This window comes from Flavobacterium sp. ACN2 (assembly GCF_002303885.1).
Classification (GTDB): domain Bacteria; phylum Bacteroidota; class Bacteroidia; order Flavobacteriales; family Flavobacteriaceae; genus Flavobacterium.
On record NZ_MRCM01000007.1, the window covers coordinates 1 to 13,079 of the forward strand.

12 protein-coding genes are annotated in these 13,079 nt (G+C 30.0%); all 12 read left to right on the forward strand.

Annotated elements, in window-relative coordinates; all coding sequences use genetic code 11:
• Positions 1–55: 55 nt before the first annotated feature.
• Entirely contained in the window at positions 56–949 is an 894-nt protein-coding gene (locus tag BSF41_RS09870; RefSeq protein WP_095929343.1) for a glycosyltransferase family 2 protein, read from the forward strand.
• A 204-nt stretch (positions 950–1,153) separates the two neighbouring features.
• On the forward strand, positions 1,154–2,176 hold the full coding sequence (locus BSF41_RS09875; protein WP_095929344.1) for a glycosyltransferase family A protein: 1,023 nt from the start codon (positions 1,154–1,156) through the stop codon (positions 2,174–2,176).
• 7 nt (positions 2,177–2,183) lie between these two features.
• Positions 2,184–3,056 (forward strand): beta-1,6-N-acetylglucosaminyltransferase, encoded by an 873-nt coding sequence (locus BSF41_RS09880; RefSeq protein ID WP_095929345.1) that lies wholly within the window; start codon positions 2,184–2,186, stop codon positions 3,054–3,056.
• Positions 3,057–3,059: 3 nt separating this feature from the next.
• On the forward strand, positions 3,060–4,136 hold the full coding sequence (locus BSF41_RS09885) for a glycosyltransferase family 2 protein (RefSeq protein WP_095929346.1): 1,077 nt from the start codon (positions 3,060–3,062) through the stop codon (positions 4,134–4,136).
• A gap of 20 nt (positions 4,137–4,156) precedes the next feature.
• Positions 4,157–5,251: a glycosyltransferase family 4 protein gene (locus BSF41_RS09890; protein WP_095929347.1), complete on the forward strand. Its 1,095-nt coding sequence runs from the start codon at positions 4,157–4,159 to the stop codon at positions 5,249–5,251.
• Between the two features lie 4 nt (positions 5,252–5,255).
• A complete protein-coding gene (locus BSF41_RS09895; RefSeq protein WP_095929348.1) occupies positions 5,256–6,299 on the forward strand; it encodes an N-acetylneuraminate synthase family protein in 1,044 nt (347 codons plus the stop codon).
• A 74-nt stretch (positions 6,300–6,373) separates the two neighbouring features.
• Positions 6,374–7,531, forward strand: a complete 1,158-nt coding sequence (gene neuC, locus BSF41_RS09900) for a UDP-N-acetylglucosamine 2-epimerase (RefSeq protein WP_095929349.1) — start codon at positions 6,374–6,376, stop codon at positions 7,529–7,531.
• Between the two features lies 1 nt (position 7,532).
• Entirely contained in the window at positions 7,533–8,231 is a 699-nt protein-coding gene (locus tag BSF41_RS09905) for a cytidylyltransferase domain-containing protein (RefSeq protein ID WP_095929350.1), read from the forward strand.
• The gene (locus tag BSF41_RS09910; RefSeq protein WP_095929351.1) at positions 8,197–9,159 is read left to right on the forward strand and encodes a D-isomer specific 2-hydroxyacid dehydrogenase family protein; all 963 of its coding nucleotides are present in this window, start codon (positions 8,197–8,199) and stop codon (positions 9,157–9,159) included. The genes BSF41_RS09905 and BSF41_RS09910 overlap by 35 nt, the downstream gene beginning before the upstream one ends.
• A gap of 188 nt (positions 9,160–9,347) precedes the next feature.
• Positions 9,348–10,745 (forward strand): UDP-glycosyltransferase, encoded by a 1,398-nt coding sequence (locus BSF41_RS09915; protein ID WP_095929352.1) that lies wholly within the window; start codon positions 9,348–9,350, stop codon positions 10,743–10,745.
• Positions 10,746–10,769: 24 nt separating this feature from the next.
• Entirely contained in the window at positions 10,770–12,203 is a 1,434-nt protein-coding gene (locus BSF41_RS09920; RefSeq protein WP_095929353.1) for an MBOAT family protein, read from the forward strand.
• Positions 12,203–13,078 (forward strand): hypothetical protein, encoded by an 876-nt coding sequence (locus BSF41_RS09925; RefSeq protein WP_095929354.1) that lies wholly within the window; start codon positions 12,203–12,205, stop codon positions 13,076–13,078. The genes BSF41_RS09920 and BSF41_RS09925 overlap by 1 nt, the downstream gene beginning before the upstream one ends.
• Position 13,079: the final 1 nt, after the last annotated feature.

A 13,079-nucleotide genomic window follows, 5' to 3' on the forward strand; every position in this document is an offset into this window, starting at 1 on the left:
CATTATAAATTCTTTTAAATTTCATATTAAATTTTTAAAATCTTTATTTCAATAAATGCTTGCCATAATTATCCCATATTATAAATTAATATTTTTTGAGCAGACATTAGAATCTTTGAAAAATCAGACAGATCAAAGATTCAAAGTGTATATTGGCGATGATGCTAGTCCAGAAAGACCTATTGCTTTATTAGAAAAGTATAAAGATAAGTTTAATTTCGTCTACCATCGTTTTGAGACTAATCTTGGAGGAAGTTCACTTACTAAACAATGGGATCGTTGCATTGCCTTAACTGGAGAAGAAGAATGGATCATGATTTTAGGAGATGATGATGTTTTGGGAGAAAATACAGTTGAGCAATTTTATAAAAAATTACCTGAAATAAAAAGTAAGGAAATTAAAGTAGTTAGATATGCAACTCAAGTTCTTAATGAGAAAAGTAAAGTTAATTCAGAAATTTATTATCACCCAGAAAAAGAGAAATCTTTAGATTTTTTGTTTAGAAAGATCAGAAGTTCTTTAAGTGAATATATTTTTTTGAAGCAAAAAGTCCTAAAAATTGGATTTGTTGATTTTCCATTAGGATGGTATTCTGATGTTTTAGGGGTTTTAGAATTTTCAGATTTTGGTACAGTTTTCACAATAAACGAAGCAGTAATTAAAATTAGAGTTTCTTCCGTAAGCATATCTGGAAGCTCCTTTTATTCAAAGAAAAAAAATAAGTCCAAATTTGATTTTTACTATTATCTTTTGTCAAGTAAGAGAAGCTTTTTTTCAGAAATGCAGCAAAAGGAATTGTTTTGGGAAATCTCAAAGTGCTATATAAATGATAAAAAACGAATTCCATTTTTTTTTAAAATTTCATGGCTATATCTAAAAAACTTTTCCATCAGCGGTTTTGTTAAATTTATAAGATTGATTTTCTTTTATACTTTCAAGGAAAAATGAAAAAAGATCAGGATTTTTATATTCCTCTCTTTCGTTCCATTTATAAAACACAGAAAAATATATTGAGATTGAAGACAATATTCTAAAAGCAATTTTAGATTTACCCAAGAAAGCATCATTAAAAAAACAAAGAATAGCAAGCGAAAGATTGAATTATTTTGAGAACAAATTAAAAGTTATTGAAATTTATAAAACTATAATGCAATGAGATTAGGCTTTAACCCTCATAAAGATAAGGAAATGCAACAATCTGATAGTTTTCATCAGGTTGTTATTCCTGTTTATATTCCAAATCAAGAGGGATATTTTAAAGATAGCTTCACAATTCTTAAGCTATGCTTGAATTCATTGTTTTGTACAAGTCATAAAAAAACATTCATAACTGTAGTAAATAATGGAAGTTGTCAGGAAGTGACAAATTATTTACATGAATTGTATTTGGAGAATAAGATTCATGAAGTATTGGAAACAACCAATATAGGGAAGCTAAATGCTATTTTAAAAGGTATAGTTGGGCATAAGTTTCCATTGATAACAATCACAGATTCAGATGTGTTATTTCTGGATGACTGGCAAAAAGCTTCCTATTCTATTTTTGAAAATTTTCCTAAAGTAGGAGTCGTTTGTCCTACACCGTCATCTCGCTCATTAAGTACTTATACTTCTAATATATTTTGGGATAGTTTTTTTTCTAAAAAGCTCTCTTTTTCAAAAGTTAAAAATCCTTTGGCTTTAAAAAAATTTGCTGTTAGTGTCGGAAATCCAGATTTTTACAATAAAGCTCATTTAGAAAATTATTTTACAATATCAAATAAGAATGAAAAAGCGGTTATTGGAGCTGGACATTTTGTAGGAACATACAGAGGTGAGATTTTTAGTAGTCTTGGAGTAAAATACTCTAATTATAAAATGGGAGGAGGTAGCGAAAGTGAAATTTTAGATATTCCAGTGGTCAAAAAAGGTTTTTGGCGTTTATCTACAGAAGATAATTACGCTTATCATATGGGAAATGTTGTTGAAGATTGGATGCGTGACGAAGTGTCAAAAATAGAACAAAATAAATCAGAAGTTGATTTTATTATTAAATCGGTACAAGATAGTTCTAAGTGGCTTTTCATAATAAAAACTAAATTTTTTGGAAAAATTATTTTAAACAAAAAAATAATGAAGTACTTTTTAATATGGAAAGGACTTTCAAAGGAGGAAGCTAGTAACTATTTGATTTAAAGTGAATATGCAAAATAAAATTAAAGTAGCTTACCTCATAACAGCCTATCATGATTATGAACATCTAAAGAAATTGATATTAGCTTTAAATGATACCAATATTTATTTTTTTATTCATATTGATAAAAAATCTTTAATGCCAACAAATTTAGATGAATTTGAAAATATTAAGTTTATTAAAAGACATAAAGTTTGGTGGGCAGGTTGGTCGCATCAAAAAGCAATTCTTAATTTAATGGCAGAAGCGATTAAAGGAAATTTTGACTATTATTCCTTAATTAGCGGAAGTGATTACCCTATAAGAAAGAATGATTTTTTGTATTCATTATTAAATCAAGGAGGAGAATTTATAAGCATAAAAGAAGGATTTCCTGCAGAATTTAAAAAAAAATGGATAACCAATTTCTATTTTGATCTGTTTTATCGTAGGAAGCCCAACAAGCCAATTTGGATTAAAATATTATTGCGTATGGAGAAAAAAATTAGTTTTTATTTTCCTAAAAAGAAATACCCATTCGAGAGGATTTTTTTTGGCCCGACTTGGTGGATTTTAGCACATTCGACAGTTCAGTATATTTTTGATTTTTTAGAAGCTAACCCAAAATATGAGAGATTTTTTAAAAATTCGTTTTGTAGCGAAGAAATTCTAATACCAACTATTATTGGGAATTCAAATATTAAAAATTTGAAAGGAAACTTAACGTATGTTGATTGGGCCGTTGCTCCAGGACCAGCTTTTATTTCGAAGGAACATCTTACAATTTTTGAAAATGATATTGTTAATAACGAATATGGAGATAATTGTGCATTTTTTGCAAGAAAATTTAAAAATGAAAGCTTAGAAATTTTGCAATATATTGACAATAATTTGAGGGTGTAATTTATGATAACAATAATTTATCCATATAGAGATAGAGAATCTGAGCGAGTGAAACGTTCTTTAGATTCGTTGAAAGAACAAACAAATTCTGATTTTGAAGTGCTTTTGGTTGATTATGGCTCAAATTTATCCTGTGCATCTATTATTAAAGATTTGATTTCCAATTATAAATTTGCAAAATATCTCTACAATTATTCAGGATTTCAGCCTTGGTCGAGAGCTAAAGCAATTAATATTGGACTTAAAAAGACTACTACAGAATATATTTTTACAGCGGATGTCGATATGATTTTTAGTCCAAATTTTGTTTCTAGACTTCATGAATTAAAAAATCCGTTCAAGGCTTATTATTTTAAAGTTGGTTTTCTTAATGAAAAAGAATCTAAAGCGAATAAGAAATTTGAGAATTATTTAATTGATTTTAGTACAGAAATTGGAGCGCAAGGATTATCATTATTCTATCTTAATAGCTTGAAAGAGATTACAGGTTATGATGAATTTTTACATTTTTGGGGAGCCGAAGATATTGATGTGCACAATCGGTTAGAAAAAAATCAAACTGAAAGCATTTTTTATTCAGAAGAAATTTTAATGCTTCATCAATGGCATGCTAGTTATAGGAAATCAGAAAAAAAAGTGCTTACAACAGACTTGCAACTGACAGATGTTGTGAAAATGAATCAACAAAAATTACTTGCCAATACTAGAAGCAAAGAAATAAAGATTAATAATTTAAATTGGGGAGCAGGTTTTTTAGAAAATGATTTTGAAAATTTAAAAAATTACGGACAAGAGAAACTAATGTTTAATAAAAAGGAAGTTGTAACGCATTTTCTATTTTGTGAATTGCCAAATTTTAAAAATGGAATTTTAAATATTCATTTTGTAAAAGATCCTTTTCAAACCTCATTAAAATATAGGCTAAAGAAATTTCTGGGCAAAAACGTTCCTAAATACTATTCTTTAAAAGAAATTAATGATTTACTGTTACTACATATTATTTCTTTTTATCACACACATCCTTATTTTTATGAAGTTAGTAATGATTTAAATAGCATTACATTTAAAATAAAAAAATAAAAAGATTCAAATCACACAACATGCCAAAAGTAATTCTGATTTCTCAAATTCCTTTACCTTACTCTCATATTGGGAGCTGGACAACTTTATATCATAATTATCTTAGTAAAAATCATTCCATTGATTATATTGTTTGTGAAGAGCCTGAAAATCTATATGCCGAAATAGAATATAGCATAGTTGCTAGTGCCAATCTACAAAAGTTTCAAAACAAATTCTCAAAAAATAAGTATAAAGAATATTTTAAAGCGCTAGAAAAAATTCTGGAAAAGGAGGATAAAGTTATAATCCAAATAATTGATAATTTTGGAATTGTAGAACCTTTAATTGATTTTTTAAAATTAAAAAATAAACAAGACAAATGTTACTTGCAGTTCTTTTATCATGGTTTCTCTCCATATTTTGAAAATTTTTCAGGGCGATGGTTTTTTGAAGGTATAGACGAAATGGTTCTATTAACCAAAGATTCATACAAAGCGCATAAAGCATACTATACAATTCTGCCAACAAAATTTTCAGTATTACATAACGGAATCGATACTTCGAAGTTTCATAAAGTAAGTATTGAAGAAAAAGAAAATTTAAAGAAACAATTAGAAATAACAAATAAGAAAGTATTTATCTGGTGTTCTCAGGATCGTCCTAAAAAAGGATTAGATTTTATTATTGATGTATGGAAAAGAGTAGATAAAAAAGAGAATGATGCAATTCTTTTAGTAATTGGTGCAAAACGAGATATAAAAATTGATGGGGTGTTTTTTTTAGGAAGAATACCAAATAATGATTTACCAAAGTACTATCAAATTGCAGACTGTTATTTGTTTCCTACGCTTTGGCATGAAGGTTTTGGATTAAGTTTAATCGAAGCTTTGCATTGTGGCTGTTATTGTATTGCTTCTGAAAATGGAGGCGTTCCGGAAGTTTTACAGTATGGAAAATACGGAAAACTTATAGAGAATCCAAACTTTATAGAAGAATGGTGTGATGCTATAAATTCATTTTTAGTAGGTAATGAAACAAATTACGTCAATATTCCGGAAACTTTATATTCGATGGAAAATTGGAACGATGGGATGAATGCAATAATTAACAATGCAAAGAAAAATCTAATTTAAGGTTATGAATCCGCTTTTGAAAACAACTAATAAAAAAAATGAATCGAATTCGGTATTCATTATTGCCGAAGTTGGACAAGCCCATGAAGGCAGTCTTGGCATTTTGCATTCTTATATTGATGCTCTTGCTCAAACAGGTGTAGATGCGGTAAAATTTCAAATGCATATTGCCGAATCAGAAAGTAGTGAATATGAACCATTTCGCGTGAAATTTTCATTAGAAGACGAAACAAGATTCGACTACTGGAAGCGAATGGGGTTTTCTCTCGACCAATGGAGGGGTATTAAAAACCATTGTGATGAGGTAGGTTTAAAATTTATTTGCTCTCCTTTTAGTAATTTGGCAGTTGATTGGCTAGAAGAGCTAGGAGTAGAAGAATATAAAATAGGCTCTGGAGAGGTCAATAATTTCTTAATTTTAGAAAAAATCGCCCGAACGGGAAAACCAGTGATTTTGTCATCAGGAATGAGTTCATATGAAGAATTAGAAAAAACAGTTGAATTTTTAAAAGAAAGAAATGTTGAATTTTCTATTTTACAGTGTACAACTGCATATCCGACTCAGCCCGAACAATATGGTTTAAACGTTATTCAGGAATTAAAAAATCGTTTTAATGTTCCTGTAGGGTTTTCTGATCATTCTGCAAAAATTGAGACTTGTGTTGCCGCAACAGCTTTAGGTGCTGATATTTTAGAATTTCATGTGGTATTTGACAGACAAATGTTTGGGCCAGATTCAAAATCCTCATTAACTATTTTAGAAACCAAAGAGCTTGTAGGAGCTGTTAGGCATATAAAAACCGCATTATCTAATCCTATAAATAAAAATAATAATGAAGCTTTTTCTTCGCTAAAGCAAATTTTTGAAAAATCATTAGCAATAAACAAAGATTTGCCTAAAGATCATATTTTGACTTTTGAGGATTTAGAATCAAAAAAGCCAAAGGGTTTTGGAATAGATGCTTTAAGATTCCAGAAAGTGATTGGGAAAGCTTTAAATAAAGATTTAAAACAATGGGACTTTTTAACAGAAAATGATCTTTCATAGAAAAGACATTTTAATTGATTTACGCTTCTTAATTTTCCTTACTCCAATTTATTTAAATATATAATAATTTCAAAATGCCAAAAAGAAAAATAGCTGTTGTAGTTACAGCACGTCCTTCTTATAGTCGTATAAAAACAGTTTTGTCTGCAATTCAGGAACATGCAGATTTAGAGTTGCAATTGGTAGTTGCTGCTTCGGCATTATTGGATCGTTATGGATCTGCAGTAAATTATATAGAAAAAGATGGTTTTAACATTACGGCCAAAGTTTTTAATGTACTAGAAGGAGAAAATCTTACTGCAGCAGCAAAAACTACCGGAATTGGCATTTTGGAACTTTCTACTGTTTTTGATAATCTGAAACCAGATATTGTTATAACTGTCGCTGATCGATTTGAAACCATGGCAACAGCGATTGCTGCTTCCTATATGAATATCCCTCTTGCGCATATTCAAGGTGGTGAAGTGACAGGAAATATAGATGAAAAAGTGCGTCATGCAATTACAAAATTAGCAGATTATCATTTTGTCGCTTCTGAAAGTGCTCAAGAAAGAGTTATAAAGCTGGGAGAAGATTCTAAAATGGTCTTCAATACAGGATGTCCCTCTATCGACTTAGCTTTAGAAATTAGAAATAGTAAAACACTTCCATTTGATCCCTACGAAAAATATGGAGGCGTAGGAGCAAAACCCAATTTATCCAATGGGTATTTGGTTGTCATGCAACATCCAGTAACAACAGAATATAAAGATTCAAGAAAGCATGTAGAGGCTACGCTTGAAGCAATATATAAATTGAATAAACCTACATTATGGTTTTGGCCAAATGTAGATGCTGGAGCAGATGGAACGTCAACAGGAATTCGAGCTTTTAGAGAACAGCACAATTTACCTAATGTTCATTTTTTTAAGAATATGGAAGGGAAAGATTTTTTACAATTATTAAAGCATAGCGATTGCCTGATAGGTAATTCTAGTGTAGGAATTCGCGAATGTGCATACTTAGGAGTTCCTGTTGTAAATATTGGTTCTCGTCAGAATAGAAGAGACCGAGGAGGAAATAGCGTAGATGTTGATTACTCACAAAAAGAAATAGAAGAAGCAATTACAGCAATTGTTAAGAATGATAAAATTGTCTCGTCTTCTATTTATGGCGATGGAAAAGCAGGAATCAAAATAGCAGAACTATTGGCCGAAGTTCCTTTACAATTTCACAAAACAATAATGTATTAATATGAAAGTTCTAGCATTGATTCCGGCTCGTGGAGGTTCAAAAGGAGTGCCGGAAAAAAATATTAAAGAATTAGGAAATAAACCATTAGTGGCTCATGCAATAGAATGTGCAATTCAATCTACCTATGTGTCTAAAATTGTACTATCAACTGATGATGAGAAAATTGCCACTATTGGTAGGCAGTATGATATTGATGTATTGAAAAGACCTGCTTATTTAGCTGAAGACAACAGTAACGTTGTGGAAACTGTAGAGCATGTGATTAAAGAATACAATGAAGATTTTGATATTATAGTTTTATTACAGCCAACTTCACCATTAAGAACATATTCAGATTTAGATAATATTGTTAATCTGTTAATTGATAAAACAGAAATTGACGGTGTAATTAGTGTAGTTCCAATGAATGATACACATCCTGCAAGAATGTATAATTTAATGGAGAATCATGAATTGAGTCCATTAATTGATAGTGGAGAAAGCATGAGAAGGCAAGATTTAACTCCAGTCTATTATAGAAATGGGTGTTTTTATGCAGTAAGAACTAAAGCTTTTAAAACCCAAAAAACTTTTATGGTCGAAAAAAAAATAGCTTATGTGATGAATCCGGATTGGTTGGTTAATATTGATACAATAAGAGATTTTAAATTAGCAACACTTTTATATGAAGACTGGAAAAAAGAAATTACTAATTACTGAACCTAATAATTTTAGCCCAAAAGCATTAGCAATTTTAAGCGAAGCTTTTGATGTAAAGTCTATAAAAGTAAAAGATAGAGAGGAATTGAAATTAGAGATTTCTAGTGTTGATGCAATTTTTATAAGACTGGGATTTGTAATTGATAAAGAAATTTTAGACAAAGCTACTAACTTAAAATTTATACTGACTGCAACAACTGGATTGGATCATATTGATGTTGATTACTTTAAAAGTCTAGGAGGTGAAGTGATTTCTCTTAAAGGTGAAGTAGATTTTTTAAAAAGCATACCATCAACAGCAGAACATACTTGGGCACTGTTGCTCGCGCTATTAAAAAAAGTTCCGACTTCCTTTGATCATGTTAAAAATGGAGGATGGAATAGAAATTTGTTTATTAATACAAATCTGAAAGAAAAAAAAATTGGCATTTTAGGTCTAGGAAGAGTTGGTGCTCAAGTAGCTCATTTTGCAAAAGCCTTTGGAATGGAAATTGGTTTTTTTGATGTTAAAAATGTTGAGAGTCAATTTTTGAGATTTAATGGTCCTGAAGAGTTGTTCAAATGGGCAGACATTATTACGATACATATTCCATTTTCTGTAGAAAACGAAAAATTTATTAATAAAGAATTATTATCGTTTGTAAAAAAAGGGACATTACTAATTAATACGTCTAGAGGAGGTATTTGGGATGAAAATGAAATTGCTAGATTAATCGTCAATGGTAATTTTAGTGGTATTGCAACAGATGTTTTGGAAAACGAATTAAATGGAGAAACAATAGAATTGAATCCTTTAGTTGATTTAGCTAGGCAAAGCTATAATGTAGTAATAACACCGCATATTGCTGGAGCAACTAAAGAATCAATGGAAATGACGGAAGAGTTTGTAGCGAAAAAACTGATCTTGAAGAGAGGCATTTTATTTTAATTCTTCAAAAATGTTATGCATTGCGAATAAGAAATGCCAAACAAACTTTCTTTTTTAAAATCTTATGAATCAAAAAGTAAACGATTGTTTTACAAAAAAGAAATAATGCAGAATTATTTTTTAGTTGTGAGCAAAAATCGGATATTTGGCCGCTCATTTACCCCCAAAAAACAATTTAGACACAATTAATGCCTACTAAAAAGATTTTTATTCTTCTTCCAGATGGAGTTGGACTCCGAAATTTTGCTTTCTCTAATTTTTATAAAATAGGATTAGAAAAGAAATTTGATATCACATACTGGAATAATACTCCATTTGATTTACATAGTTTAGGTTTTAAGGAGATTAAAATAAATAATGCTAAATCACGCCCTTTAACTGATAGTTATAAAAACGCTAGAAAACATATAGAGCTAAATCTCAATATAAGAAGAGAGAACGATAAAGTTTATGATACATATCGATTTCCTTTTGCATACAAAAATGTAAAGGGTGCTTTTAAAAGTTATTTTGCCAGGTTTTTGATTTCATTGTACAACTCAGACAAAGGGTTAATGAAAGTTAAATCAAAGATAAAAAGTATAGAAAAGAAAACGGATTTCTATAAACAATGTCTGCAGACACTCGAAAGAGAACGACCAAATTTTGTTTTCTGTACAAATCAAAGGCCAGTATTGGCTATTGCTCCATTATTAGCTGCAAAAGAACTCAAAATTCCAACAGGAACATTTATCTTTTCTTGGGATAATTTGCCTAAAGCAACAATGGTAGTAGAAACTGATTACTATTTTGTGTGGAGCGAACACATGAAATCGGAACTTTTAAAATACTATCCAGATATAAAGGAAAAACAGATTTTTGTTGTAGGAACACCTCAATTTGAAAGTCATTTTGACGAAAAAAATCTTATTGATAAAGCCCAGTTTTTCAATGATTATAATTTAGATCTAAATAAAAAATATATCTGCTATTCTGGAGATGATATCACAACTTGTCCAGATGATCCGCAATACCTATCTGATGTAGCAGATGCAGTAAGAAAGATAAATGAACAAGATAATAAATCACTTGGATTAATATTCAGACGCTGTCCTGTAGATTTTTCAAACAGATTTGATGAGGTTTTGGCCAGAAATAAAGATCTAATAGTTCCAATTAGTCCCATTTGGGAAAAAATAGGTGAACAATGGAACACTATCTTGCCAACGAAAGAAGATGTTAAATTACATGCAAGCACAATTTTTCATACAGAGATGGTGGTTAATCTCGGTTCGTCAATGGTTTTTGATTATGCGTGTTTTAAAAAACCATGCGCTTACATAAATTATGATGTATCGAATAGGGTTAATGAAAAATGGTCGGTTTCAAAAATTTATAACTATATGCATTTTCGTTCGATGCCAAGTAAAAAAGCAGTTATTTGGCTGAATTCTGTTGATGAAATTGCAGATAAAATTAGATTGGGACTAGAAGGCAACAATGAAACAATTGAACATGCTCAACAATGGTTTGAAATTATAAACCAGAACTCCCCTAAAAAAGCCTCAAATAGAATATGGGAAGCAATAGAATTAATTGCTGACTAATTTATTATAAAATCATTTTAAGTTATGTTTTTTAACTCTTTGGCTTTTGCCATATTTTTGCCAATAGTATTTTTCTTATATTGGTTCGTTTTCAATAAAACGAAAAGCGCACAAAACGCTTTGTTGATTGTTGCCAGTTATTATTTTTATTCTTGCTGGGATTGGAGATTTCTATTCCTGCTGGTTTTTTCTACATTTTTAGATTATTTCACTGGAATTCAAATTGAGAAAAGCAACTCAGAAAAGGGACGGAAATTTTGGTTTTGGCTTAGTATTTTAGTGAATTTAGGATTTTTAGGAATTTTTAAATACTATAACTTCTTTGCGGCTTCATTTGCAGAAATGTTTACTTCTTTAGGCTTTAAGGTAAGTCCAATGCTACTGAATGTAATTTTACCTGTTGGAATTTCTTTCTACACTTTCCATGGATTATCTTATGTAATTGATATTTACTATAAAAGAATTAAAGCAGAATATAATTTTGTAGACTATTCGCTTTTCGTGAGTTATTTTCCTCTTTTGGTAGCAGGACCAATAGAAAGAGCAACGCATTTATTGCCTGAGTTAAAAGAAAAGCGCGAGTTTAATTTTGAAAAAGCAAAAGAAGGAGTTTGTCAAATTGTTTGGGGATTAGTCAAAAAAGTAGTTATTGCCGATACTTGTGCCGTTTATGCAAACGCCATTTTTGATCATTATCCGTCAATGAATTCTTTTTCATTGATTTTAGGAGCAGTTTATTTTGCTTTTCAGATCTATGGAGATTTTTCTGGATATTCAGACATAGCACTGGGAGTTTCTAAATTATTTGGTTTAGAGTTATTGAGGAATTTCAATTACCCTTATTTTTCAAGAGATATTGCAGAGTTTTGGCGCCGTTGGCATATTTCGCTTTCTTCTTGGTTTCGAGATTATTTGTATATTCCGTTAGGAGGAAGCAAAGGTGGCCTTTGGATGAAAATTAGAAATACATTTATCATTTTTATTGTTAGCGGATTTTGGCATGGTGCCAACTGGACATACATTGTTTGGGGATTTATAAATGCTCTTTATTTCCTTCCTTTATTATTGTCCAATAGTAATAGAAATAATATGGATTCTATTACTTTAAAATGGAACTTTGATTCTGTTAGAATCCTATTTAGCATTTTAACCACTTTTTTATTGACTTGTGTAGCTTGGGTATTTTTCAGAGCAAAAACAATCACTGACGCCGTTTTATATCTAAAGAAAATATTTACTAATGGAGAGTTTAGTGCTCAGTATTTAGATAATGAACGATATAATTATGAATTATTACTAATGATCGGTTTGTTCGTTCTGGTTGAATGGAATAATAAAAACAAAGTTGAGCCAATTTCGGGGAAAAGGAGTATGCTTAAAATGACTTTAGCTATTATGGCAATTATCGCTTTTGGAACATACTCAGATTACAAAGAATTTATTTATTTCCAGTTTTAATGAAGAAGTTTTTATTATACATATTAGGAATTTTTCTACTAACAGTCTCGATAGCTGTTATTTTAGACGGATTGTATACTTATGTTTTTATGCAGTCAAGAAACCGTGGCAAAATTGAAACCGTTTTTAACTCTACAGCAAAAAAATACGATGTCGTGATTTTGGGTTCTTCAAGAGCTAATAATCATTTTGTGTCGCAAATGTTTGAAGACAAAGGTCTAAAAACATTCAATTATGGAATGAGTGGCGGGCATTTGTTTGAAGCTTCATTAATGTTGAAATTGATGATTGAAAGAAAATATGAAATAAAAAATATTATTCTAGAAGCAGATTTGAATCTTTCCAACGATCAAGAATCTGAAGGTGTTGCAACAAAGTTTCTACCTTATATTCATTGCTCAAAAGTTATAAAAGATCATTTTTCAACAGAAGAAAATTTTAATGAATTGTACTATATTCCTTTTTACAGATATTTGAAATTTGATTCTAAAATTGGTTTTCGAGAGATTTATAAAATAGTTTCAAAAGAAAAAACCAATGCCTTAGATAATTTAGGGTACTATCCTTTAGAAAAACATAAAAATGGCAATATGAAAAATAATATTGTCAATTTAAATCCATTGCCACACAATAAATACTACGAAGAGATTAAAGACATATGCAAAAAGAATGGCATCAATTTTATTGCTGTTATGACGCCAATGTGCGAGAATGTTGTTGGGATGAATTATTTTGACAAAGTAAAAAAGGCATATCCAGAAATTCATAATTACGAAAATACAGTTATTGAAAACAAATACTTTTCTTCATGTGGACATATGACAGATGAAGGAGCGAGATTGTTTACCGCAAGAATTATTAAAGATTTTTTTTAAT

Excerpts from the sequence above, each read along its gene's own strand:
- BSF41_RS09870 (WP_095929343.1), top strand. The coding sequence starts at position 56 with ATGCTTGCCATAATTATCCCATATTATAAATTAATATTTTTTGAGCAG.
- BSF41_RS09875 (WP_095929344.1), top strand. The coding sequence starts at position 1,154 with ATGAGATTAGGCTTTAACCCTCATAAAGATAAGGAAATGCAACAATCT.
- BSF41_RS09880 (WP_095929345.1), top strand. The coding sequence starts at position 2,184 with ATGCAAAATAAAATTAAAGTAGCTTACCTCATAACAGCCTATCATGAT.
- BSF41_RS09885 (WP_095929346.1), top strand. The coding sequence starts at position 3,060 with ATGATAACAATAATTTATCCATATAGAGATAGAGAATCTGAGCGAGTG.
- BSF41_RS09890 (WP_095929347.1), top strand. The coding sequence starts at position 4,157 with ATGCCAAAAGTAATTCTGATTTCTCAAATTCCTTTACCTTACTCTCAT.
- BSF41_RS09895 (WP_095929348.1), top strand. The coding sequence starts at position 5,256 with ATGAATCCGCTTTTGAAAACAACTAATAAAAAAAATGAATCGAATTCG.
- neuC (WP_095929349.1), top strand. The coding sequence starts at position 6,374 with ATGCCAAAAAGAAAAATAGCTGTTGTAGTTACAGCACGTCCTTCTTAT.
- BSF41_RS09905 (WP_095929350.1), top strand. The coding sequence starts at position 7,533 with ATGAAAGTTCTAGCATTGATTCCGGCTCGTGGAGGTTCAAAAGGAGTG.
- BSF41_RS09910 (WP_095929351.1), top strand. The coding sequence starts at position 8,197 with ATGAAGACTGGAAAAAAGAAATTACTAATTACTGAACCTAATAATTTT.
- BSF41_RS09915 (WP_095929352.1), top strand. The coding sequence starts at position 9,348 with ATGCCTACTAAAAAGATTTTTATTCTTCTTCCAGATGGAGTTGGACTC.
- BSF41_RS09920 (WP_095929353.1), top strand. The coding sequence starts at position 10,770 with ATGTTTTTTAACTCTTTGGCTTTTGCCATATTTTTGCCAATAGTATTT.
- BSF41_RS09925 (WP_095929354.1), top strand. The coding sequence starts at position 12,203 with ATGAAGAAGTTTTTATTATACATATTAGGAATTTTTCTACTAACAGTC.